Below are 23,756 nucleotides of genomic sequence, written 5' to 3'. Positions count from 1 at the left end.
CTCCCGGAGCGGGACAATCGGGCTTTGCCTCTGTGCCGCGAGCCTGAACCCTGGGCCGGCGTCTTGCCCGGTCGCCTTGGCGGGAGGGATGCAGCCATGATGGAACTGCTCTTGCTGTTGGCCAGGGATGCGTTCTGGTCTGCCATGCCGGCGGTCGGCTTCGCCATGTTGTTCAACGTGCCGCCGAGGATGCTGAAGTATTGCGCCATGGGGGGCGCCCTGGCCCACAGCCTGCGCACCCTGCTCATTCATTACGGCATGCCCATCGAGTGGGCCACCCTGGCGGCGTCCACCACGGTGGGCTTTGTCTGCGTCTACTGGTCGAAGCGCCTGCTGGCACCGCGTCCCGTGTTCAGCGTCGCCTCCATCATCCCTATGATCCCGGGTGCCTATGCGTTTAAGACCATGATCGCCGTGGTGGAGCTCAACATCTCGGGGGTGACCACAGAGCTTATCCACCACGCTGTGACCAATGGCCTGAAGGTGCTCTTTATCGTGGGGGCCCTCAGTTTCGGTTTGGCGATCCCCTCCCTGGTCGTGTACCGTAACCGGCCCATTGTCTGAGACAGGCTGCAAGAGGCTGAACCCATGCACATTTCCATGATTGCCGCCATGGCGCACGATCGCGTGATTGGCCTAGACAACCAAATGCCCTGGCATCTGCCCGCCGATCTGGCCCACTTCAAGCGGGTGACCCTCGGCAAGCCGGTGCTGATGGGGCGCAAGACCTTCGAGTCCATAGGTCGCCCGCTGCCCGGGCGGCGCAATCTGGTGATCAGCCGCAACCCCGACTATCGCGCAGAAGGGGTGGAGGTGGTCGATTCGGTGGACGTGGCCTTGACCCGTCTGCAGGGGGAGGGTGTCGAGGAGCTGATGGTCATCGGGGGAGGGCATCTCTATGGCCAGCTGCTGCCCAAGGCGGATTGCCTCTATCTGACCCGGATCGATCTGGCGGTGGCAGGGGACACCCGCTTCCCCGCCTTCGACGAGAGCGACTGGGTGCGCACCGAGAGCGATCCCCATCAGCCCGACGAGAAGAACCCTTATCCTTACTGCTTCGAAACCTGGCGGCGACGCTAATCCCTCCCGTCGGCAAGGCCCCTCCACTGCGAGGGGCTTTTTTTGCGACCTTGCCGCCGCGCCCCGCATCGGTCCTGCTCCGCTCAACCCTCTCCTGAATACTCCCCTGCACAGGGATTAAATATGGTTAGCTCTGTAATCATTTCATGAGTGCCGATGGAGGGTTCCTCTGCCCGGGAGCTACCCTCATTCATGCCTCTCACTCGCTTGATTTTACTCATTAAATGGATGTGGTATGGACTCTTTATGCAGTTTATTCATATTTTTCCGATTTTTTTCGGTCATCTGTTGAATTTTTGTTGCTTTAAATAAGTGATAAAAATCATATGCTTATGACTTGGCTCGTCATGGCGGACTCTTACGGTTCTTTTGTTTTAGCTCAAAATTAATTAGTGTTAAAAGTAATTGGTGTGCGTTCGGCAGCAGGAACAGCAAGATGCCGGCCATAAAAAAAGGACAGTATGACAGTCAAACTCGAAGTGAAATCGCTCTATAAAATCTTCGGAGAACATCCGGAAAAAGCGTTCAAATTGCTGGCGAAAGGGCACGATCGCGCCAGCATACTGCAAAAGACCGGGCATACCCTGGGGGTCCAGGATGTCAATCTGGCCATCCAGGAGGGGGAGATCTTCGTGGTGATGGGCCTCTCCGGCTCGGGCAAATCCACCCTGGTGCGTCTCTTCAACCGGCTGATCGAGCCGACCCGCGGCCAGGTGCTGATCGACGGCGAGGACATAGCCGCCATCTCGGAGCGCGAACTGCGCCAGGTGCGGCGCAAGAAGATCAGCATGGTGTTCCAGTCCTTCGCCCTGATGCCGCACCTGAGCGTGCTGGAAAACACCGCCTTCGGGCTGGAGCTGGCCGGGGTGCCCCTGGCGGAGCGCCAGCAGAGCGCCCGTCAGGCGCTGCACCAGGTGGGGCTGGGGCCGTGGATCGACGCCTTCCCCGACGCCCTCTCCGGCGGCATGAAGCAGCGGGTCGGGCTGGCCCGGGCGCTCGCCAACGACCCCGATATCCTGCTGATGGACGAGGCCTTCTCGGCGCTGGATCCCCTGATCCGCACCGAGATGCAGGACGAGCTGCTCAAGCTGCAGGCCAGCCAGCAGCGAACCATCGTCTTCATCTCCCACGATCTGGACGAGGCGATGCGCATCGGCGATCGCATCGCCATCATGCAGGATGGCCAGCTGGTGCAGGTGGGCACCCCGGACGAGATCCTGAACCAGCCCGCCAACGACTATGTGCGCGCCTTCTTTCGCGGGGTGGATCTCGCCAACGTCTTCAGCGCCCGGGATGTGGCCAGCCGCAAGCAGACCCCCCTCATCAAGAAGCACACCACGGACGGGCCGGGCAACGCCCTGCGCCAACTCAAGGAGCTGGAGCGGGAGTACGGCTACGTGGTGGATCGCAGCCGCCGCTTCCTCGGGGTCGTCTCGGTCGAGTCGCTCGGCCGGGCGGTCCGTGACAAGGGGAGCCTGGAGCAGGCGCTGCTGGCGGACATCCAGCCCATACTGGCGGACACCTCCCTCAACGAACTCATCAGCCAGGTGGCCGCCGCACCCTGTCAGGTGCCCGTGGTCGAGGAGGATGGCACCTATCTGGGACTCATCTCCAAGGCCAATCTGCTCAACACCCTGGACAGGAGTACCCCGCTATGAATCTCAACCCCTTTAAGCGTCTGCTGACCGGCTTGCTGGCGCTGTTGCTATTGACCAGCGCTCCCGCCTGGGCCGACGAGGCACAGGCCGATCCCTGGGGGGCTGCGGCCACCACCACGCCAGCCGAGGATCCCTGGGGCAGTACGGCCACAGAGGCGGCAGACTGGCAGAGCCAGATCGCAGCGGTCGACAACAGTGCCGCCGTCGACTGGCTGGATCCCTTCCAGCAGGCCCTGGTGCCGCTGGATAGCTGGGTCGAGGGGGGCATCGGCTGGCTGGTGGAGAACCTGCGGCCTGTGTTCCAGCTGATCCGCGCGCCGGTGGAGCTGGCCCTGGGGGCCATGACCCAGCTGCTGCAGACTGTGCCCTCCACCCTGATGATGGGACTGCTGACCCTGATCGCCTGGCAACTGGTGGGTGGGCGCATGGCACTCGGCACCCTTGTTTCTCTGGTGATGATTGGCCTTATCGGGGCCTGGTCCGATGCCATGGTGACCCTCTCCCTGGTGCTGACCTCGCTCTTCTTCTGCGTGTTGATAGGCTTGCCGGTGGGCATATTGCTGGCCCGCAGCGAGCGGCTCTCCACCTGGACCCGGCCGCTGCTGGATGCCATGCAGACCACCCCGGCCTTCGTCTACCTCATCCCCATCGTCATGCTGTTTGGCATAGGCAACGTGCCCGGGGTGGTGGTGACCGTCATCTTCGCCCTGCCACCCATGATCCGGCTCACCATGTTGGGCATTCGCCAGGTGCCCGCCGATCTGGTGGAGGCGGCCCACTCGTTCGGCGCCAGCCCCTCCCAGTTGCTGTTCAAGGTGCAGCTGCCGCTCGCCATGCCCACCATCATGGCCGGGGTCAACCAGACCCTGATGCTGGCGCTCTCCATGGTGGTGATCGCCTCCATGATCGCGGTCGGCGGTCTGGGGCAGATGGTGCTGCGCGGCATAGGCCGCCTCGACATGGGGCTCGCCTCCATCGGCGGCCTCGGCATAGTGCTGCTGGCCATCGTCCTCGACCGACTGACCCAGGCGATGGGGCAGCCGGATCGCAGCCGGGTCGGCCGCTGGTATCGGCGTGGTCCCGTCGCCCTGCTGCTGCGTCTGTGTGGCCGCGGCAAATCCCTCGATTACCAAGGAGTTAAAGCATGAAACAGATCACCAAAGGATTGACCCTGAGCACCCTGCTGCTGAGTTCCCTCGCCATGGCCAACGCCGAGTTGCCGGGGGAGGGGGTCAAGGTGCAGCCCCTGCAGAGCTCCTTGCCGGAGGAGGCGTTCCAGAGCCTGCTGGTCAGCAAGCTGATGGGGCGCCTCGGCTACGAGGTGCAGCCCGCCCAGGAAGTGGACTACAACGTGGCCTACGCCTCGGTGGCGCAGGGGGACGGCACCTTCCTCGCCTTCAACTGGATACCGCTGCAGGACAACAAGTACCAGCAGGCGGGGGGTGACAAGGTGTTCTTCCGTCAGGGCACCTATGTGGCCGGTGCCGCCCAGGGGTACCTCATCGACAAGAAGACGGCGACCCAATACGGCATCACCAACCTGGGCCAGCTCAAGGATCCCAGGCTGGCGGCCCTGTTCGACGGCGATGGCGACGGCAAGGCCGACCTGGTGGGCTGCAACCCGGGCTGGGGCTGCGAGGGAGCCATCAACCATCATCTGGGCGAGTTCGGCCTGACCCCCACGGTGACCCACAAGCAGGGCAACTACGCGGCCCTGATCGCCGATACCCTGGCCCGTTATCAGGCCGGCAAGCCGGTGCTCTACTACACCTGGACCCCCTACTGGCTCAGCAGCGAGCTGGTGCCGGGCAAGGATGTGGTGTGGCTGGAGGTGCCCGCCGATGCCCCTGATGGGGACAAGACCCGGCTGCCGAACGGCAAGAACTACGGCTTTGCGGTGAACACCATGCACATCGTCGCCAACAAGCAGTTTGCCGAGGCCAACCCGGCAGCCGCCAAGCTCTTCTCCATCGTCAAGCTGCCGCTGAACGACATCAACATCCAGAACGGCCTGATGAACAAGGGCCAGAACAAGCCGGCGGATGTGGAGCGCCACGCCGACGCCTGGCTCAAGGGACACGCGGCCCTGGTCAATGACTGGCTGACCCAGGCGCGTGCCGCAGCGCAAGACAAATCTGCGGGCTAAACCCCGCCTCGGGCGGCCCAGTCCATGGATGTCAGCAAGCAAAACGCCCGGCCATTGCCGGGCGTTTTTTTATGGGCGGGGCGCAGCAACAGGCTGAGCTCCAGGCTCAGATGCCGGAGCCGTCGTGCTCGCCGCTCTCTTCGTGCAGGCCGCATTCGCGCTTGAGGCCGAAGAAGCGGGTCTGCTCCTCGCTCATGCCCGGCTCCCACTTGGCGGTGGTGTGGACGTCGCCCACCGAGAGATAGCCCTGCTCCCACAGGGGGTGGTAGGGCAGGTCGTGCTCCTTGAAGTAGTAGAAGACGTCCTTGTTGCTCCAGTCGATCACCGGCAGGAACTTGAAGCGGCCGCGCTGTATGGCCAGCACCGGCAGCTTGCCGCGGCTGCCCGCCTGCTCACGGCGCAGGCCGGAGAACCAGGTGCGGGCGCCGAGCTCGCTCAGGGCGCGGTCCATGGGCTCCACCTTGTTGAGCTGGTTGTAGCGGGTGATCCCCTCCACCCCCTGTTCCCACAAGAGGCCGAAACGGGCCTCCTGCCAGGCCGGGCTGATCTCGGCCCGGTAGATCTTGAGGTTGAGGCTGAGCCGCTCGGTCAACTCATCGATGAAACGGTAGGTCTCGGGGAAGAGATAACCGGTATCGGTCAGCACCACGGGCACATCGGCCCGCTCGCGGCTCACCAGGTGCAGCATCAGCGCCGCCTGGATGCCGAAGCTCGACGACAGCACGTGCTCCCCCGGCAGGTTTGCCAGGGCCCAGCGCACCCGCTCGGGGGCGCTTATGGCCTCGAGAGCCTGATTGATAGGAGCCAGCGCCTCGGTCTGCTCCTCACGGCCGAGGGCCAGCAGGGCGTCGAGGTCGAGCCGGCCGTCGGCGGTGCGCACCAGCCGCTCGGTATCAGTCTGTTCAGGCTGCATAGAAGTCCCTCGCGGAGTCGATGACCGGGGCTATGATGCCGGCGCGGATGACGAAGTCGCCGAAGCACTCGTTCCCGTCGCGCTCGCTGGCCCAGCGGCCGATCAGGGCATCCAGCTCCGCCAGGATCTGCGGCTCCGTGATGTTCTCCAGGTGCAGGCGCGGGATGCGGGTCCCCTCCAGGTTGCCCCCCAGGTGCAGGTTGTAGCGGCCCGGGGCCTTGCCCACCAGACCCACCTCCGCCAGCATGGCGCGGCCGCAGCCGTTGGGGCAGCCGGTGACCCGGAAGATGATGGCGTCGTTCGCCAGACCGTGTTTGGCCAGCAGCCCTTCGATGTCGGTGACAAACGCCGGCAGCATGCGCTCGGCTTCCGCCATCGCCAGGGGGCAGGTCGGCAGGGCCACGCAGGCCATGGACTGCTTGCGCTGCTCGCTGACGCCGTCGTCCAGCAGGCCGTACTGGCGCGCCAGGGCTTCGATGCGCGCCTTCTCGCCGGCAGGCACCCCGGCGATGATGAGATTCTGGTTGGCGGTGAGACGGAAGTCCCCCTGGTGCACCTTGGCGATCTCCAGCATACCGGTCTTGAGGGGCTTGCCCGGGAAGTCCAGCAGGCGGCCATTCTCGATAAACAGGGTGAGGTGGTGCTTGCCGTCTATCCCCTCCACCCAGCCGAAGCGATCGCCACGGCTGGTGAACTCATAGGGGCGAACCTCGCCAAACTGGATGCCGGCCCGGCTCTCCACCTCGGCCTTGAAGGCCTCGACCCCCACTCGCTCGAGGGTGTACTTGGTCTTGGCGTTCTTGCGGTTGACCCTGTTGCCCCAGTCGCGCTGGGTGCTGACCACGGCGGCCGCCACCTCCAGCACGTGGGAGAGCGGGATGAAGCCGAAATCGCTCGCCTTGCGCGGGTAGGTGCTGGTGTCGCCGTGGGTCATGGCCAGACCCCCGCCCACCAGCACGTTGAAGCCCACCAGCTTGCCGTGATCACTAATGGCCACGAAGTTGAGATCGTTGGCGTGGATGTCCACGTCGTTGTGGGGCGGGATCACCACAGTGGTCTTGAATTTGCGCGGCAGGTAGTTGGAACCCAGGATCGGCTCCTCGTCACCTCCCAGCTTCTCGCCGTCCAGCCAGATCTCCACGTAGGCGCGGGTCTTGGGCAGCAGGTGCTCGGAGATCTTCTTGGCCCACTCGTAGGCCTCCTGGTGCAGCTCGGACTCAACCGGGTTGCTGGTGCAGAGCACGTTGCGGTTCACATCCCCCGCGGTGGCTATGCTGTCGATGCCGGTGCTGTTGAGGGTCTGGTGCATCAGCTTGATGTCGCGCTTGAGCACCCCGTGGAACTGGAAGGTCTGGCGGGTGGTCAGGCGGATGCTGCCGTACAGGCTGTGCTCTTCGGCGAACTTGTCGATCACCTGCCACTGGGCCGGGGTGATGATGCCGCCCGGCAGACGGGCACGCAGCATGACGTTGTGCAGGGGCTCCAGCTTCTGGGCGGTGCGCTCCGGGCGGATGTCTCTGTCATCCTGCTGATACATGCCGTGGAAGCGGATCAGCTGGAAGTTGTCGCCGTTGAAGCCGCCGGTGAGGGGATCCTGCAGATCCTCGGCTATGGTGCCGCGCAGGAAGTTGCTCTCGCGCTTGAGGCGCTCGTTGTCAGCCAGCGGCCCTTCGACCGGTCCCGCTTTTTGGTGAGAGAGAGGTTGTTTGCTCATCAATAGACATCCCTTTGATAACGTTTGGCACGACGCAATTCGCTCAGATACTCTTCTGCTTCCTCACGGCTCTTGTGGCCGTGTTCGGCAATCACATCCAGCAGGGCTTCCTGCACATCCTTCGCCATGTGGTTGGCGTCGCCACACACATAGAAGTGAGCGCCTGCTTCCAGCCACTGGTAGAGCTCAAGCCCGGCCTCGCGCAGGCGGTCCTGCACATAAATCTTGTTGGCCTGATCCCGGCTGAAGGCCAGGGAGATCTTCGACAGCAGACCCGATTTCACATAACGCTGCCACTCCACCTGATAGAGGAAGTCCTGGGTGAAGTGGGGGTTGCCGAAGAAGAGCCAGTTCTTGCCTTCGGCCCCTTGTGCTTCCCGCTCCTGCATAAAGGCGCGGAACGGGGCTATGCCGGTACCCGGGCCCACCATGATGACGGGGGTGTCGGGGTTGGCGGGCAGTCGGAAGTTGTCGTTGTGCTCCACGAACACTCTGACCTCGGCGTCTTCAGGCAGACGGTCCGCCAGGTAGGAGGAGGCGCCGCCAGATCGCACTGTGCCATCTTCCTGGGGGTAGCGCACCACGCCCACGGTCAGGTGCACCTCTTCCTCGACCTCGCTCTGGGCGGAGGCGATGGAGTAGAGGCGGGGAGTGAGGGGGCGCAGCAGGCCGGTCAGCTGCTCGGCACTGAGGGCGGTCGGGAAGCGTTTGAGCACATCCACCACCTGGGCGCTGGCCACCAGGGCGTTGACCTGGGCCTTGTCGCCGGCCAGATCTTTCAGCGCCGCATTGCCCGAGATCTCGGCAAGACCAGTGATAAAGCCGCCGTGCAGCCGGGTCAGCTCGACGTGGCGGGTCAGGGCCGCGCGCAACGGGCCCTGGGCGGTGGCCTCGTCACCGGTGAGACCGGTCAGGGCCAGCACTTCCCCCACGAGATCGGCGTCGTTGTCGAACCAGATGCCCAGGGCATCCCCCGGCTGATAAGTGATGCCGGACTCTTCCAGGCTGATCTCGATATGGCGGATGTCCTTGGTGGAGTCGCGGCCGGTGATCTTCTGATTGACCGAGAGCCGTGCCGGGAAGGGGTTCTCCTTGTGATACTGGCTATGGCCGACGGCTTGCTGCACCGAGCCCGCCACGCTGGCAGTCGCGGCGCCGGCAGAGAGGGTGGCGGCGACGGCATTGACCGCCTGTTCGCCCCAGGTCTTGGCGGCTTCCTGATAATCCACGTCCAGGCTTGCGAGTTCATGAATGCGCTCGGCTCCGGCTTTTGACAGGAAGTCGTCGAAGTCCTTGCCGGTCTGGCAGAAGAATTCGTAGGAGCTGTCACCCAGCCCCAGTACGGCGAACTTGAGGCCCTCGAGTTTGCCGATCTTGCCCTTCTTGAGCTGCTCGAACAGATCCACCGCGCTCTCAGGCGGCTCACCCTCCCCGTAAGTGCTCACTACCACCAGCAGGTGTGTCTCTTTCTTGAGCTGCTTGGGTTTGTAGTCCGCCATGGAGGTCAGGGTCACCGGCAGGCCGTGGGCCTTCGCCTGAGCCTGGATGGCGCTGGCGACCCCCTTGGCGTTGCCGGTCTGGGAGCCGTAGAGAATGGTCAGGCTGCCACCGGGGGCGGTCACGGCGGCGCTGGTGGCGACGCTCTGGACGCCTGATTGGGAAATACCGTAGAGATAACCGCTCACCCAGGCGAGTTGCTGGGTGTTGAGGGTCGACAAGACCTGATTCAGCTGGCGCTGCTGCTCGTCAGAGAGCGGGCTTATGTTGGGTATTGGGGCTGTCAATTGCATCACACACGTCTTCCATGGTCTGATTTTTGGTCAGGTTAAGGGGTGCAATGAATAACAACAAAGAATAAAAATATCTTCTTTATGCGATTTATGAATTTATAAAGCCGAAATCCGCCTCGGCAGCTCCCCGGCTGTGGTATAAAAATCGCAATATTGAGTCCCCTTCCGCCTCTCAGGATCTGCCGATGTCCAGACTGTTTCATGTCAATGCCTTCAGCCAGCACCCCTTCGGGGGCAATCCCGCCATCGTCGTATTGGGGCCGGAGCGCAGCGATGCCGAGCTGCAGGCCATGGCGGCGGAGTTCAACCTGTCGGAGACCGCCTTCCTCAGCCCCCTGGGGGAGGCGCACTATCGGCTGCGCTGGTTTACCCCGACGGTCGAGGTGGATCTCTGCGGTCACGGCACCCTGGCGGCGGCCCATGTGCTGTGGCAGACCGGGGCCGTGGCCCGCTCCCAGACGCTGTGCTTCGAGACCCGCAGCGGCCTGCTGGAGGCCAGCGCCGAGGGGGAGTGGATCCGGCTCGACTTTCCGCGCATCCCCCTTGCTCCGCTGACATTGGATCCTGCTTATGCCGAGGCCCTCGGCTGCACGCCGTTGCAGACCCTGGCCGCCGGCGCCAAGTTCCTGCTGGTGCTCGGTAGCGAGCAGGAGGTGCAGGCCCTCAAGCCGGACTTCCACGCCCTGCGGGCCCTGCCCGGTCGCGGCCTGATGGTGACGGCGCCGTCGAGGGATCCGGACCATGACTTCGTCTCCCGCTACTTTGCCCCCTGGGTCGGGGTGGAGGAGGATCCGGTCACCGGCTCCAACCACTGCGCCCTGGTGCCCTTCTGGGCCGAGCGCCTCGGCAGGACGCAACTGAGGGCGCGCCAGATCTCCGCCCGGGGCGGGGAGCTTGTGCTCGAGTTGCAGGGGGACAGGGTGTGGATGTCGGGTCAGGCGCTGACCCTGTGGCAGGGGGAGTGGCTGCTGCCGCCCGGCCCATAAGTCGCCAGCCGGGCGTATCCTGCTCGCAGCTTTAGTCTTCGCCATAAAAAAACGCCCCGCAGTTGCGGGGCGTTTTATTGCTAGCGCGCTCGGGCTGGCCGAGCGGCAGGCTTATTTCTGTTGCGGACGCAGGGCCGGGAACAGGATGACGTCGCGGATGGTGTGGCTGTTGGTGAACAGCATCACCAGACGGTCGATACCTATGCCCTGACCGGCAGTCGGCGGCAGGCCGTGTTCCAGCGCGGTGACGAAGTCGGCGTCATAGAACATGGCTTCGTCGTCGCCCGCTTCTTTCTGGTTCACCTGATCCTGGAAGCGCTTGGCCTGATCTTCCGCATCGTTCAGCTCGGAGAAGCCGTTGGCCAGCTCGCGACCGCCGATGAAGAACTCGAAGCGATCGGTGACGTCCGGGTTCTTGTCGTTGCGGCGGGCCAGCGGGGAGACGGCAGCCGGGTACTCGGTGATGAAGGTCGGTTGCAGCAGCATGTGCTCAACGGTCTCTTCGAAGATGGCGGTGATCACGTGGCCCAGCTCCCAGCCCTTCATCAGATCGATGTGCAGCCGCTTGGCGACGGCCTTGGCGCTCTCCAGGGTGGCCAGGTCGGCCAGGGTCACATCCGGGTTGTACTTCAGGATGGATTCGACCATGGTGAGGCGCTGGAACGGCTGACCGAAATCGATGGTCAGACCCTCTTCGCCCTCTTTGGCGTAACGGATCTTGGTGTCACCCAGGATATCCTGGGCCAGGGTGCGCAGCAGCTCCTCGGTGAGATCCATCAGATCGATGTAATCGGCATAAGCCATGTAGAACTCGATCATGGTGAACTCGGGGTTGTGACGCACCGAGATCCCTTCGTTACGGAAGTTGCGGTTGATCTCGTAGACACGCTCGAAACCACCGACCACCAGGCGCTTCAGATAGAGCTCGGGGGCGATACGCAGGTACATGTCGATGTCCAGCGCATTGTGGTGGGTGACGAACGGACGCGCGGAGGCACCACCCGGGATGACCTGCATCATGGGGGTTTCCACTTCCATGAAGCGCTTCTCGTTGAAGAACTTGCGGATACCGGCCACCACCTGGGTGCGGATCATGAAGGTCTTGCGGGACTCTTCGTTGGCGATCAGATCCAGGTAGCGCTGGCGGCAGCGGGCTTCCTGGTCGGTCAGGCCCTTGTGCTTCTCGGGCAGCGGACGCAGTGCCTTGGTCAGCAGGCGGATTTCGCCCACATGGACGGAGAGCTCGCCGGTGTTGGTGCGGAACAGGGTCCCTTCGACACCGACGATGTCACCCAGATCCCACTTCTTGAACTGCTCGTTGTAGAAGCCTTCCGGCAGGTCGTCACGGGTCACGTAGATCTGGATCTTGCCAGCCATGTCCTGCAGGGTAGCGAAGGAAGCCTTGCCCATGATCCGGCGGGTCATGATACGACCGGCAATCTTCACCCGTTTATTCAAGGCCACCAGCTCGTCGGCGCTCTTGTCGCCAAACTCGGCGTGCAGATCGCCGGACAGGCTGTCACGACGGAAGTCGTTGGGGAAAGGGTTGCCCTGGGCGCGCAAGGCGGCCAGCTTGGAGCGACGCTCAGTCATCTCGTTGTTCAGTTCGAGAGTCTGGTCGACTTCCGGAGTAGTGGTTTGTTCAGACATGGTGATTCCTGCTGCTCTGTTTACAGGCCTGATTTCAGGCTGGCTTCGATAAACTTGTCCAAGTCGCCGTCGAGTACCGATTGGGTATTGCGGGTCTCGACGCCGGTGCGCAGATCCTTGATACGGGAGTCATCCAGTACGTAGGAGCGGATCTGGCTGCCCCAGCCGATGTCGGACTTGGTCTCTTCGAGGGCTTGCTTCTCAGCGTTCTGCTTCTGAATTTCCAGCTCGTAGAGCTTGGCCTTCAGCTGCTTCATACACTGATCTTTGTTCTTGTGCTGGGAACGGTCGTTCTGGCACTGCACCACCACCCCGGTGGGGACGTGGGTGATACGCACCGCGGACTCGGTCCGGTTGACGTGCTGACCACCGGCACCGGAGGCGCGGTAGACGTCGATGCGCAGATCCGCCGGGTTGATCTCGATCTCGATGTCGTCATCGATCTCGGGATAGACGAAGACGGAGCAGAACGAGGTGTGGCGACGGCCACCGGAATCGAACGGCGACTTGCGAACCAGACGGTGTACGCCGGTTTCGGTGCGCAGCCAGCCGAAGGCATACTCGCCGGTGAACTTGATGGTGGCGGACTTGATGCCGGCCACGTCACCCTCCGAGCATTCGATGAGCTCGGGCTTGTAGCCGTGGGCATCGCCCCAGCGCAGGTACATGCGCAGCACCATGTTGGCCCAGTCCTGGGCCTCGGTGCCGCCGGAACCGGACTGGATGTCGATGTAGCAGTCGGAGCCGTCGTGCTGACCGGAGAACATGCGACGGAACTCGAGATCCACCAGCTTGGCTTCCAGCTGATCGGCTTCGACGATGGCCTCGTTGAAGGTCTCCTCGTCTTCGCCCTCGACCGCCAGGCTGACCAGCATCTCGACGTCATCGACGCCCTGGGTCAGGGTATCTATGGTGGTGACCACGTTGTCCAGGGACACGCGCTCCTTGCCCAGCGCCTGTGCGCGCTCCGGCTCGTTCCAGACATCCGGCTGTTCCAGCTCGGCATTGACCTCTTCTAGACGCTCTTTCTTGGCGTCATAGTCAAAGGTACCCCCTAAGCAGCTCGGTCCTCTCAGACAGCTCCTTAAGCTTGTTTAATACAGGATTGACTTCAAACATCGTGAAAACTCTCGGGGTCGATGTGATTTAAAAACGGGATATTCTAGCCAATTGCGGAAGGAATAAACAGGGTTGGCTGGCCCCGGCCGCCTTCTGTCGCCGATTTCGGAGGCCATTTTGTGCTTTCTTGTGGAAAATATCGCCAGCCGCGTCATTCTGCGCTTCAGTTCTGTGCGCTTTGGCCGCTAACAACAACATGGAGTGCCGCGCACTTTTCGAGTAATCCTGTTCCTGACCCCACAAGAAGAAAGCACGATGAAAAACCTATCACTCAAGCAGAAGATACTGTTGTCTGTGGTGATCGCCCTCTCCCTGGTGATCCTGCTGCTCTCCTGGCAGAGCTACAGCAGCCAGAAGTCCCTGTTGCTGCAAGGCAGTCAGGAACAGGTACAGCGCCTCGGCAGCCAGCAGGCCGCCAGCGTCAGTGACTGGCTTGCCGCCCGTCGCGATGTGATCCAGGCCCTTGGCAACAAGGCCGGCCCCGACCCCCTCAACGCCCTGCAACAGGCCCAGGTGTCCGGCCGTTTCCAGCTCACCTATTTCGGTGAGGGCAGCGGCAAGATGAACGATTCGGATCCCTCCATCAACCGTGACGGCTATGATCCCCGCTCCCGTGGCTGGTATCAGGAAGCCATGGCCAAGGGCGGCATGATAGTGACCAAACCCTACCTGGACGTGGCCTACAACGTCATGGTGGTGACCCTGGCCCAGCCGGCCCAGGGCGGCGTGGTCGGCGGCGACCTCTCCATCGCCTCTCTGGTGGAGGATGTCACCAAGATGGCCCTGCCGGCGGACGGTGTCGCCATCCTGATGCACAAGGATGGCACCGTCATCGCCTATAAAGATGCGGCCAAGGCGATGAAGCCCGCCAGCGAGATCGACAACGATCTCTCCAATGCCCTGATCGAACAGAGCAAGAGCAGCAACAGCCTGCTCCCCGTCTATTTTGACAACGAAGGGCGCGACAAGCTGCTGTGGGCGACAGACATCCCGAACACCGACTGGGAGCTGGTGCTGGTGCTGGACAAGGCCACCCTGGAGGCGCCGCTCTCCTCCCTGCTGATGACCCAGCTCGGCCTGGCCCTGCTGGTACTGGTGGGCAGCATCATCGCCATCTCCTGGCTGGTCAGCCTGCTGCTGGGCCCGCTCGGCAAGGTTTCCCAGGCTCTGGCCCGCATCGCCGACGGTAACGGCGATCTGACCCAGCGCATCAAGATCGACGCCAACGACGAGGTGGGTCAGCTGGCCAACAGCTTCAACCGCTTCGTCGGCAGCCAGCACCAGCTGATTGGCAACATCCGCCAGCTCGCCAACGAGCTGAACGCCGATGCGGAGCGCAGCCTGGTGACCAACCAGGCCGCGGTGGAAGAGCTGCAGCGTCAGCAGCAGGAGGTGACCATGGTCGCCACCGCGGTCACCGAGATGGCGAGCGCCACCATGGAGATCGCCGGCAACGCCGAGAACACCGCCGCCGCCGCCCAGCAATCCGCCCAGAGCAGCGAGCAGGGCAAGATGCTGGTGAACCAGACTCGCCAGTCCATCAACAACCTGGCCGAGGAGGTGGGTCAGGCCACCGGCGTCATCGGCGAGCTGAGCCGCCACGCCCAGGCCATCTCCGGCATCCTCTCCACCATTCAGGGCATCGCCGAGCAGACCAACCTGCTGGCGCTGAACGCGGCCATCGAAGCGGCCCGTGCCGGTGAACAGGGTCGCGGTTTCGCCGTGGTGGCGGACGAGGTGCGGGTGCTGTCGCGCCGTACCCAGGACTCCACCCAGGAGATCCAGTCCACCATAGAGACCCTGCAGCAGACCACGGCCCGCGCGGTCAGCCTGATGCAGACCAGCCAGGGGCTGGCGGACAACAGCGTCAAGGACGCCGATGCCGCCGCCGCCGCGCTCGAAGAGATCACCCAGGCCGTCTCTCTCATCTCCGACATGGCGGGTCAGATCGCCACCGCCGCCGAGGAGCAGACCCAGGTGACCGGCGAGATCACCCAGAACACCACCGCCATCAAGGATGTGAGCGACGAGATCACCGCCGCCGCCATGCGGGATCTGGATCAGGCGCACCACCTCAAGGGACGTGCCACCAATCTGAACCAGCAGGTGTCGACCTTCATCCTGTAAGGCAGGGTCGGGAAGCGGCGCCATCCCGGCGCCCTCTCATGCCAAAGCCCCGCACGAGAGTGCGGGGCTTTTTGTTGTCCGCCATCCGGCCAGTGCCTCGATGGGATGCGTCATGGGACGCCCCCAGACGCCATGGAGGTGCAAGGTGCGGGAGCCAGCAAGCAAAGAGCCCACCAAAAGGTGGGCTCATTCATACGGGGTCTGGCGCAGGGCTTACAGGAAGGGCAGGGCCAGGAACAGCTTGATCACCACGGCGTTGATGATGTCGATGAAGAAGGCGCCCACCATGGGCACCACCAGAAACGCCAGGTGGGAGGGGCCGAAGCGCTGGGTGATGGCCTGCATGTTGGCGATGGCGGTGGGGGTGGCCCCCAGACCGAAGCCGCAGTGGCCCGCCGCCAGCACGGCCGCGTCATAGTTGCGGCCCATGACCCTGAAGGTGACGAAGATGGCGTAGAGTGCCATCGCCACCGTCTGGGCGGCCAGCAGGATGAAGATGGGCAGGGCCAGGCTGGCGAGATCCCACAGCTTCAGGCTCATCAGCGCCATGGCGAGGAAGAGCGACAGGCTGACGTTGCCGAGCAGGGAGACTTCCCGATCGCTCACCTCGTGCCAGTTCAGCAGGGTCAGCAGGTTGCGCAGCAGCACGCCGACGAAGAGCACGCAGACGAACACCGGCAGCTCCAGGGCACTGCCCTTGAGGTAGAGGGAGAGCATCTCGCCCCCCTTCAGGCTGATGGCAATGAGGGCCAGGGTCTCGATCACGCTGAAGGTGGTGAGGGGGCGCTCCATGTCAGGCATCTCGAAGCCTTGGGGGGCGCCGTCACGGTTGTGCTCCTCGCCGGGCACCTGCACCTTCTTCACCAGGTAGCGGGCGACAGGCCCGCCGATCAGCCCCCCCAGCACCAGACCGAAGGTGGCGCAGGCGATGGCGAGCTCGGCGGCGGATTGCACGCCGTACTTCTCGGTGAAGATGGAGCCCCAGGCCGCGCCGGTACCGTGGCCGCCGGAGAGGGTGATGGAGCCGGCCAGCAGCCCCATGTGCGGGTCCAGACCGAGCAGGGTGGCGAGACCGACCCCCAGGCTGTTTTGCACCAGCAGTAGGCCGGTGACCACCACCAGGAAGGTGATCACCGCCTTGCCGCCGCGCTTGAGGCTGCCCAGATCCGCGGAGAGGCCGATGGAGGCGAAGAAGGCCAGCATCAGCGGGGTTTGCAGTGTGGTGTCAAATTGCAGTTCAAGTTGCATGGTGGAGCGCAGCAGCAGCAGCACCAGGGCGACCACCAGGCCGCCTGCCACCGGTTTGGGGATGTTGAAGGTACGCAGGGGGCCAATCCGGTTGACCAGCAGACGGCCGAGCAGCAGCACCAGGGTGGCGGCGACAAGGGTGGCGTAGGAATCAAGTTGTATCATGCGGTACTCCCATGTTGATCGGCTGTGTCTTTGGCGAGAAAGACTCACAGATTCAGCCGGGATAAAAACAGTGTGGCGCAGGCGCCAGTTCAAGAGGGGGCCACAGGCCCAGTCCCAGGAAAAAATGGGATCGATGCGAGCCCGATTTCATCAGGCATCCAGATGACATTCATGAAAAATCCGCCGGATAGTAGCAAAAATCACCGTTTATATCCATGTTCATCATATTAATGCTCAAAACAGTGCATTAACCTAGCATTTAACACTATGTCCTGGGTGTGCTCCGGCCCGCAACAATGACTGCTGTCATTTGCAGCGGCAGTCTCTATAATTCGCCAGTTTCCCGCCCATGAGCGGCACCGGAATAGGAAGTGAAGGAACCGGTTGAACCTTGAATTGTCTGCCGGTTGTCAGTCCAGAGAGAGGAGAGGGTGTGAAGAAGTCTATCTATATCGCCTACACGGGCGGCACCATAGGGATGCAGCGTTCCGACCACGGTTATGTGCCGATGGCGGGTTTCATGGAAGATTGTCTGGCCCGGATGCCCGAGTTCCACCGGCCCGAGATGCCGGATTATCATATCCACGAATATGCCCCCCTCATCGACTCCTCCGACATGACCCCGGCGGACTGGCAGCGCATCGCCGAGGACATTCGTGACAACTACGAGCAGTACGACGGCTTCGTGATCCTGCACGGCACCGACACCATGTCGTTCACCGCCTCGGCCCTCTCCTTCATGCTCGAAGATCTGCACAAGCCGGTCATCATCACCGGCTCCCAGATCCCGCTTGCCGAGCTGCGCTCCGACGGCCAGCAGAACCTGCTCAATGCCCTCTATATCGCGGCCAACTACCCGATCCACGAGGTCACGCTGTTTTTCAACAACCAGCTCTATCGCGGCAACCGCAGCAAGAAGGTGCACGCGGACGGCTTCCACGCCTTCGATTCACCGAACTACCCGCCGCTGCTCAATGCCGGCATCGCCATCTCCCTGGAAGCGGGGGAGCTGGGCGTGCCGTCCGAGCGGCCGCTGGTGCTGCACGACATCACCCCCCAGCCCATCGGCGTGGTGACCCTCTATCCGGGCATCTCGGCCGAGGTAATAGCCAACATACTGCAGCAACCGGTGCGGGCGCTGATCCTGCTCTCCTTCGGGGTGGGCAATGCGCCCCAGAACCCGGCCATGCTGGCGCTGCTCTCCGAGGCGTCGGCCCGGGGCGTCATCATAGTCAATCTGAGCCAGTGCCTGCACGGCAAGGTCAACATGGGGGGCTATGCCACCGGCAACGCCCTCTCCCGGGCCGGGGTCATCTCGGGCTTCGACATGACAGCCGAAGCTGCGCTCACCAAGCTGCACTTCCTGCTGAGCCAGGATCTGCCCGCCCCGCGCATCCGCGAGCTGATGCAGCAGTCCCTGCGTGGTGAGCTGACCCCCTGAGCATTGCCGCCCTCACCCTGGCCCTCTCCCAGGGGGAGAGGGGATAGAAGGCGCTGTTGTTGGCAGCGAGGCTTGCCATGGAGATGGTCGGCAGGTTGTCCACTCACTTTCCTCAGGCTGCGGACTTGCTCCCTTCTCCCCTGGCGGGAGAAGGGCTGGGGATGAGGGGGATATGTCACCCGGCAGAGCGCAGAAAAAGAGAGGGGAGCCATAATGGCTCCCCTCTTTGCTATGGCGTGCGAACCAGGGCTCGCGGCAAGGCTTAGTGACTGAGATCGATACGGACTATCTCTTCCTCATCGCGATACTGGCGCTTGAGCTCGCTCTTGCTCTTCATCACGATCTCGCCGTCGCGGCCTATGTTCATGTGCTCGGGATCGGCAAGGTGCATCGCCTGCCAGGCCATCACGGCCTGCAGCGAGGTGGCCTTCTGCTCCTCGGTGAGGGGCTGGCCGTCCGGCCACTTGCCCAGCTCGACCGCGGTCTTGAGCCGCTCGTACACTTCCTTGGGCATCTGCCCTATCACTTGTTGAAACGACATCGGCCTCTCCTTGCAAATTGAGCCATGAAGGGATCAGGTGGGCAGATCCTGGCGGACTATGCCGGTAGATCTTGGCGGACTACGCCGGCCATCTGCTCCATCACCCGCACTACCTGACAACTGTACCCGAACTCGTTGTCATACCACACATACAGCACGCAGTGATCCCCCTCGGCTATGGTGGCCTGGGAGTCCACTATGCCCGCGAAGCGGGAACCCACCATGTCGGAGGAGACCAGCTCTGTGCTGGCGCTGAAGTCGATCTGGCGGTGCAGGGCCGAGCTCAGTGCCATCTGCTGCAGATAGGCGTTGAGGCTCTCCCGATCCGTGCTTTGCTCCAGCGACAGGTTGATGATGGCGAGCGACACATTGGGGGTGGGCACCCGGATGGCGTTGCCGGTCAGCTTGCCCTTGAGCTCGGGCAGCGCCTTGGCCACCGCCTTGGCGGCGCCCGTGCTGGTCATCACCATGTTGAGGGCCGCGCTGCGACCGCGCCGCTCCCCCTTGTGATAGTTGTCGATCAGGTTCTGATCGTTGGTGTAGGAGTGCACCGTCTCCACGTGACCGTGGCGGATGCCGTACTTGTCCTGCATCACCTTGAGCACAGGGGTGATGGCGTTGGTGGTGCAGGAGGCGGCGGAGATGATCTTGTCATCCGGGCCTATTACTTCGTGGTTGACCCCGAACACCACGTTCTTCATCTCCCCCTTGCCGGGGGCGGTCAGCAGCACCCGGGCGGCGCCGCGCGCTTTGAGGTGCTCGGACAGACCCGCCTCGTCGCGCCAGACCCCGGTGTTGTCGACGATCAGCGCATTGTCGATACCATAGGCGGTGTAGTCGATGTCGGCCGGGCTGTTTGCGTAGATCACCTGGATGAAGGTGCCGTTGGCGATGATGGCGCTGCGCTCGTTATCCACCTCGATGGAGCCGTTGAAGGGGCCGTGCACCGAGTCGCGGCGCAGCAGGCTGGCACGCTTCTCCAGATCCCCCTCGCGGCCGCCACGCACGACTATGGCGCGCAGGCGCAGGGAGTTGGCGGCGCCGGTGCGCTCGATCAGCAGCCGGGCCAGCAGGCGGCCGATGCGGCCAAAGCCGTAGAGCACCACGTCGGTCGGTGCCGGCACGCTGCCCCGGTTCAGGGCCGGGGCCAGCCTGGCGCGCAAGTAGTCGTCTATGCCGGCTTCATCCTGGTGATCCTGCCAGTAACCCACCGCCAGCTTGCCGAGGTCCACTTCGGCGGCGGTCGGGTTCAGGGCGACCATGGCCTGGAGCAGGGGGAAGCTTTGCTGGATGGGGAGGGGAGTGCCCTGGTGGCGGCGAACGACCCGATGGGCCTTGAGGATGTCGATGGTGGAGGCGTTCTGCAGGGGGCGCCCGTAGACGGTGATTTCTATCCCTTGCTGGCGGTAGAGGCGACCAATCAAGGGCTGCATGGCTTCGGCGAGCTCCTGGCTCTCCTGCCACGCCTGCAAGTAGTGCTCGTGGGTCATTAACCAGATCCTTTATTTCACGTTGTTGAAGCAAGTTGCCTGGGCAAATTGAAATTCGTCGAATGCAGATCAGTGTAGGGCTGACGGTTTCGTTATATTATTCTGCAGTCGCGGCCTTATACGGCGCGCGCATTGTAATGGATATGTAGCCTGTTTGCTAGTTGGCGGTGGCCAGGGCGGGTTGCGATTGTTACCAACCAGATGTGAACCATGACCCTATTCTCACAGCGTCCGTTACTGCTCCCTCTCGCCTGTTGTCTGACGCTGATAGCCTGCGATGACGACAGGATCCACAACATTTGCTCCCAATATCCCGCCCTGTGCGCAGACCTGGTGGACGACGGCTGGTGTCGCCATGAGCGCAGCGATGTCATCCGCGCCCGCTACTACCTCCAGGAGGAGGGGACGGACAGGCAGAGGTACGAGCTGATGCGCGGCCTGGAGCGTTATCTGCAGTGCGCCGAACACTCCACCAACATCGAATACAAGCGGGCCCGGGAGCAGAAGAGCCCCAGGGTGGAGGGCATGCTGGCCGCCGGCACTCAGCTGGAGCTGCTGGATGCGCAGACCCGTGGCTCCCAGGATCCCTATCTGCTGCTGTGGCACTGGACCAACAACACCAATCCCGCGGCCCGTGCCAGCTTCCTGGCGCTGGAAGGCACCCCCGCCCTCGAGGAGCCTGAGTTGCAACTGGCCCTGGGGGGCATCTATGCCAAGAGCGAGCCCCAAAAGGCCATCGCCCTGATGCATCATGCCCTCTCCCTCTATGGGGAAGGGGACAAGGTGAACAGCCGGATCCTCACCGCCCTCAGCACCCTCTACATGGGGCAGAAGGCGTTTGATCAGGCCTATCTGTGGGGCAAGGTGAGCGAGTCATTCCAGGAGAGTCCCGAGGTCTCGTCCACCCGTCTCGGGATCTACCACGCCATCGGCAAGGCTCAGCAGGAGGGGCTGGACGAGCAGGCCGCCACCATAGTCGACGCGCTCAGAGCCGGGAGCTACCAGGCCCCATGATACCGCTGCCATCCGGCGCCCCCGAGTGGGCCCATGCCTTCGACATCCGCCTCGTCCATGGTCAGGTGCCCTGCGAGGGACGGGTGCTCGAGCGGACCACGGTCAGGGCCGTGGTGATGCGCGGGGATGAACTGCTGCTGGTGCATTCTCGCGTCAACGGGGATCTCATGTTCCCCGGCGGCGGCATAGAGGCGGGGGAGTGTCACCATACGGCCCTGGCCCGGGAGCTGCGGGAGGAGTGCGGCGCCGAGCTGGTGGCCGTGGGCCTGCGGCTCGGGCAGACCCGGGAGTTTCGCGCCGCCCGTGAGGCCGACTACGACGCTTACTGCATCCGCTCCTTCTACTATCTCTGCCAGGTGGGGGAAGCCTGGAGCGAGCCGCGCCCCCAGCCCTACGAGATACGGCTTGGCTTCACCCCGGGCTGGTTCGCACTGGAAGAGGCCCTGCAGACCAACAAGACCCAGCTGGCCGGCCCCTGCCCCCAGTGGACGGTGCGGGAGACGAGGGTGCTGGCCGAGCTGCAGCACTGGGTGGATACGGGCCTGCTGGGCTGACCGCCATGGAGTGCCGACAATAAAAAAACCGCCATTCGGCGGTTTTTTTATTGTCGCTGCCGGTCAGGGCACGCAGACCGGGCAGAAGGCGTAGGTGCCTTGCGGGTCATTGAAGCGGGTCAGCGGGTCCAGGCTGCGGTTCATCTCCACCAGCGCCTTGCCCAATCCTGCGGGCAGCCAGCTTTGCAGGTGCGGGGCCAGCGCCTGGGCGCTGCTGTCAAACAGCTCGCGCAGGAACTTGTCCCTTGCCGACTCTTCCGGTGCTATGGGGGTGACCTGCCAGCTCTTGAGGTTGGCAAGCTCGGCGGCGGCCTTGAGGGCGTCGTCCAGGTTGCCGAACTCGTCCACCAGCCCCAGCTCCTTGGCGTCCTGACCGGTCCAGACCCGGCCTTCGGCGGCTTTCTCCGCCTCTTCCGGGCTCAGGCCCCGGCCCTTGCCGACCAGACCGACGAAGCGCTGATAGGTGTCTTCCACGCTCAGCTGGATGGCCTGACCGACGTGTTCCGGCAGGGCCCGGGTCAGCCCGATCCCCACGAAGTCCGTGGTGCCGACGCCGTCGGTGTGCACTCCGTACTGGGAGAGCGCCTTGTCGATGGTGGCGAACATGCCGAACACCCCGATGGAGCCGGTGAGTGTGGTGGGGGAGGCGAAGATCTTGTCCGCATCGGCGGAGATCCAGTAACCCCCGGAGGCGGCGTAGCTGCCCATGGAGATGACCACCGGCTTGCCCGCCTGTTTCAGGGCCAGCAGCTCGGCGCGGATCTGCTCGGCGGCGAAGGCGCTGCCCCCCGGGCTGTCGACGCGCAGCACCACGGCTTTCACCTGATCGTCGCGGCGGGCCTCGGCCAGCAGCTCGGAGAGGCTGTCGCCGCCTATGGTGCCGGCCGGCTGGATCCCGTCCATGATGGCGCCGCTGGCGGTGATGAGGCCCACCTCATCCTTGCCGCTCTGGGGATATTGCTCGGGGATGGCGGCCAGATACTCTTTCAGGCCGACCCCTTTCCAGCCGTGATCCTCGCTCTCGCCCACCTCCTTGATGACCGCCTGGGTCATCTCGTCCCGGGTGGCGAGCTGATCCACCAGACCGTTGTCGAGGGCGTAGCTGGCGGCATTGCCACCGGCCTTGCGCAGCAGTTCGAGGAAGTGATCCTTGTTCGGTGCGACCGCATCGGGCTCTATCTCCCGCTGCTCGGCCACGTCGGAGACATAGGATTGCCACAGCTGATCCAGCCAGCGCTGGTTCGCCTCCTTGCTCTCGGGGGACATCTCGTCACGGGTATAGGGCTCGACGAAGGATTTGTAGGTGCCGACCTTGAACACATGGGGGGTGACGTTGAGCTTCTCCAGCGCCGACTTGAAGTAGGTCTGGTAGACCCCAAGGCCTTCGATCAGCACGGCGCCGCTCTGGTTGAGCAGCACGTGATCGGCATGGGCGGCGAGCAGGTAGGCGCCCTGGCTGTAGTAGTCGGCCATGGCGATGACCGGCTTGCCGCTCTCCTTGAATGCGTCTATGGCGCTCGTCACCTCCTGCAGCTTGGAGAGGCTGGCCCCCTGCAGTCCCTGGGGCTTGATCACCAGCGCCTTGATGCGATCGTCATCCTTGGCACTCTTGATGGCCCACAGCAGGTCGGAGAGCACGATTTCGCTCGGCTGATCGTCGCTCTTCTCCATCTGCCGCAGCAGTTGCACCGTCGGATCGGTCTGGGTGCGTTGTTCCACCAGCACGCCGGCGAGATTGAGGGTGAGGGCGCCCTCTATGGGGGTGCCGGGTGTCTCGCTCTGGTTGAGGCTGAAGGCGATGACCAGCACGACGACGAGAAACAGCAGATTGACCAGCATCAAGCGGGTAAAGTTGAGCAGACGCCAGAGGCTGCGAAACAGCCACCCCAGACCTTTGAAAATAGACATAGCCGTGCTAACGCCCTGTTAATGGGTAGAGAAGGGCATTATTAACCAGTTGACCCGCCAATTGCCATTTTCCCTTGGCCGCGATCGCACCCCCTGGCTTCGGGACACGGCTGTTCGCTGAAAAAATGTCCAAACATTTGTTTGAAAAAGGATTTTCGATTCTTTACTCTAGCCTCAGTTTGATAACAAAAAATTAACTGGAGGCCCTGTGA

19 protein-coding genes are annotated in these 23,756 nt (G+C 63.2%); 10 read left to right on the top strand and 9 right to left on the bottom strand.

What is annotated here, in order from left to right; all coding sequences use genetic code 11:
- Positions 1-96 precede the first annotated feature (96 nt).
- From AAHB08_RS12250 to proX, 5 genes are all read left to right on the top strand, one after another.
- On the top strand, positions 97-564 hold the full coding sequence (locus AAHB08_RS12250) for a threonine/serine exporter family protein (RefSeq protein ID WP_139437249.1): 468 nt from the start codon (positions 97-99) through the stop codon (positions 562-564).
- A 24-nt stretch (positions 565-588) separates the two neighbouring features.
- Positions 589-1,080, top strand: coding sequence for a type 3 dihydrofolate reductase (gene folA, locus AAHB08_RS12245; RefSeq protein ID WP_342059070.1), 492 nt, complete (start codon positions 589-591; stop codon positions 1,078-1,080).
- Between the two features lie 461 nt (positions 1,081-1,541).
- Positions 1,542-2,738: a glycine betaine/L-proline ABC transporter ATP-binding protein ProV gene (proV, locus tag AAHB08_RS12240; RefSeq protein ID WP_342059069.1), complete on the top strand. Its 1,197-nt coding sequence runs from the start codon at positions 1,542-1,544 to the stop codon at positions 2,736-2,738.
- Positions 2,735-3,886 carry a glycine betaine/L-proline ABC transporter permease ProW gene (gene proW / locus AAHB08_RS12235; RefSeq protein WP_342059068.1) on the top strand — a complete coding sequence of 384 codons (1,152 nt, stop codon included), beginning with the start codon at positions 2,735-2,737 and terminating at the stop codon, positions 3,884-3,886. The genes proV and proW overlap by 4 nt, the downstream gene beginning before the upstream one ends.
- Positions 3,883-4,884: a glycine betaine/L-proline ABC transporter substrate-binding protein ProX gene (gene proX, locus AAHB08_RS12230; protein WP_342059067.1), complete on the top strand. Its 1,002-nt coding sequence runs from the start codon at positions 3,883-3,885 to the stop codon at positions 4,882-4,884. Before proW ends, proX begins: the two co-directional genes overlap by 4 nt.
- Positions 4,885-4,990: 106 nt before the next feature.
- On the opposite strand, the gene AAHB08_RS12225 is transcribed toward proX, so the two are convergent.
- Genes AAHB08_RS12225 through AAHB08_RS12215 form a run of 3 tightly spaced genes read right to left on the bottom strand, consistent with a single transcriptional unit; the run spans position 4,991 to position 9,301 of the window.
- Positions 4,991-5,797 carry a phosphoadenylyl-sulfate reductase gene (locus tag AAHB08_RS12225; RefSeq protein ID WP_342059066.1) on the bottom strand — a complete coding sequence of 269 codons (807 nt, stop codon included), beginning with the start codon at positions 5,795-5,797 and terminating at the stop codon, positions 4,991-4,993.
- Positions 5,787-7,511, bottom strand: coding sequence for an assimilatory sulfite reductase (NADPH) hemoprotein subunit (gene cysI, locus AAHB08_RS12220; RefSeq protein ID WP_342059065.1), 1,725 nt, complete (start codon positions 7,509-7,511; stop codon positions 5,787-5,789). The genes AAHB08_RS12225 and cysI overlap by 11 nt, the downstream gene beginning before the upstream one ends.
- The gene (locus tag AAHB08_RS12215) at positions 7,511-9,301 is read right to left on the bottom strand and encodes an assimilatory sulfite reductase (NADPH) flavoprotein subunit (protein ID WP_342059117.1); all 1,791 of its coding nucleotides are present in this window, start codon (positions 9,299-9,301) and stop codon (positions 7,511-7,513) included. Before AAHB08_RS12215 ends, cysI begins: the two co-directional genes overlap by 1 nt.
- A gap of 185 nt (positions 9,302-9,486) precedes the next feature.
- Here AAHB08_RS12215 and AAHB08_RS12210 point away from each other — a divergent pair, with 185 nt between their 5' ends.
- Complete coding sequence (locus AAHB08_RS12210; RefSeq protein ID WP_446699526.1) at positions 9,487-10,287, top strand: PhzF family phenazine biosynthesis protein; 801 nt, start codon at positions 9,487-9,489, stop codon at positions 10,285-10,287.
- A 111-nt stretch (positions 10,288-10,398) separates the two neighbouring features.
- On the opposite strand, the gene lysS is transcribed toward AAHB08_RS12210, so the two are convergent.
- Complete coding sequence (lysS, locus tag AAHB08_RS12205) at positions 10,399-11,937, bottom strand: lysine--tRNA ligase (protein ID WP_342059064.1); 1,539 nt, start codon at positions 11,935-11,937, stop codon at positions 10,399-10,401.
- A gap of 20 nt (positions 11,938-11,957) precedes the next feature.
- Positions 11,958-13,056, bottom strand: a protein-coding gene (gene prfB / locus AAHB08_RS12200) for a peptide chain release factor 2 (protein ID WP_139437270.1) whose coding sequence is annotated in 2 segments (ribosomal slippage) — positions 11,958-12,980 and positions 12,982-13,056 — 1,098 coding nt in all. Because the reading frame shifts where the segments join, the coding sequence is not laid out codon by codon here.
- Positions 13,057-13,311: 255 nt separating this feature from the next.
- On the opposite strand from prfB, the gene AAHB08_RS12195 reads away from it, so the two are divergent.
- Positions 13,312-15,183, top strand: a complete 1,872-nt coding sequence (locus AAHB08_RS12195) for a methyl-accepting chemotaxis protein (RefSeq protein ID WP_139437272.1) — start codon at positions 13,312-13,314, stop codon at positions 15,181-15,183.
- Positions 15,184-15,396: 213 nt separating this feature from the next.
- On the opposite strand, the gene gltS is transcribed toward AAHB08_RS12195, so the two are convergent.
- Positions 15,397-16,596, bottom strand: coding sequence for a sodium/glutamate symporter (gene gltS, locus AAHB08_RS12190; RefSeq protein WP_265435535.1), 1,200 nt, complete (start codon positions 16,594-16,596; stop codon positions 15,397-15,399).
- A gap of 433 nt (positions 16,597-17,029) precedes the next feature.
- Between gltS and ansA the strand changes: the two genes are divergently transcribed.
- Positions 17,030-18,037, top strand: coding sequence for an asparaginase (gene ansA / locus AAHB08_RS12185; protein ID WP_042648756.1), 1,008 nt, complete (start codon positions 17,030-17,032; stop codon positions 18,035-18,037).
- 262 nt (positions 18,038-18,299) lie between these two features.
- Here ansA and AAHB08_RS12180 read toward each other — a convergent pair whose 3' ends face one another.
- The gene (locus tag AAHB08_RS12180; RefSeq protein ID WP_025326001.1) at positions 18,300-18,578 is read right to left on the bottom strand and encodes a YeaC family protein; all 279 of its coding nucleotides are present in this window, start codon (positions 18,576-18,578) and stop codon (positions 18,300-18,302) included.
- A gap of 56 nt (positions 18,579-18,634) precedes the next feature.
- Entirely contained in the window at positions 18,635-20,068 is a 1,434-nt protein-coding gene (locus AAHB08_RS12175) for a glyceraldehyde-3-phosphate dehydrogenase (RefSeq protein ID WP_342059063.1), read from the bottom strand.
- A 210-nt stretch (positions 20,069-20,278) separates the two neighbouring features.
- Between AAHB08_RS12175 and AAHB08_RS12170 the strand changes: the two genes are divergently transcribed.
- Both AAHB08_RS12170 and AAHB08_RS12165 read left to right on the top strand, forming a co-directional pair.
- On the top strand, positions 20,279-21,082 hold the full coding sequence (locus AAHB08_RS12170) for a DUF2989 domain-containing protein (protein WP_342059062.1): 804 nt from the start codon (positions 20,279-20,281) through the stop codon (positions 21,080-21,082).
- A complete protein-coding gene (locus tag AAHB08_RS12165; RefSeq protein ID WP_342059061.1) occupies positions 21,079-21,636 on the top strand; it encodes an NUDIX domain-containing protein in 558 nt (185 codons plus the stop codon). The genes AAHB08_RS12170 and AAHB08_RS12165 overlap by 4 nt, the downstream gene beginning before the upstream one ends.
- A 63-nt stretch (positions 21,637-21,699) precedes the next feature.
- On the opposite strand, the gene sppA is transcribed toward AAHB08_RS12165, so the two are convergent.
- The gene (gene sppA, locus AAHB08_RS12160; protein ID WP_342059060.1) at positions 21,700-23,544 is read right to left on the bottom strand and encodes a signal peptide peptidase SppA; all 1,845 of its coding nucleotides are present in this window, start codon (positions 23,542-23,544) and stop codon (positions 21,700-21,702) included.
- Between the last annotated feature and the right edge of the window lie 212 nt (positions 23,545-23,756).

Origin of the sequence: Aeromonas sp. OTU364, from assembly GCF_038440395.1 — a bacterium.
Lineage (GTDB): Bacteria > Pseudomonadota > Gammaproteobacteria > Enterobacterales > Aeromonadaceae > Aeromonas.
Note: the sequence above shows the minus strand (reverse complement) of the source record. Positions and strands in the feature narration are given on the sequence as shown.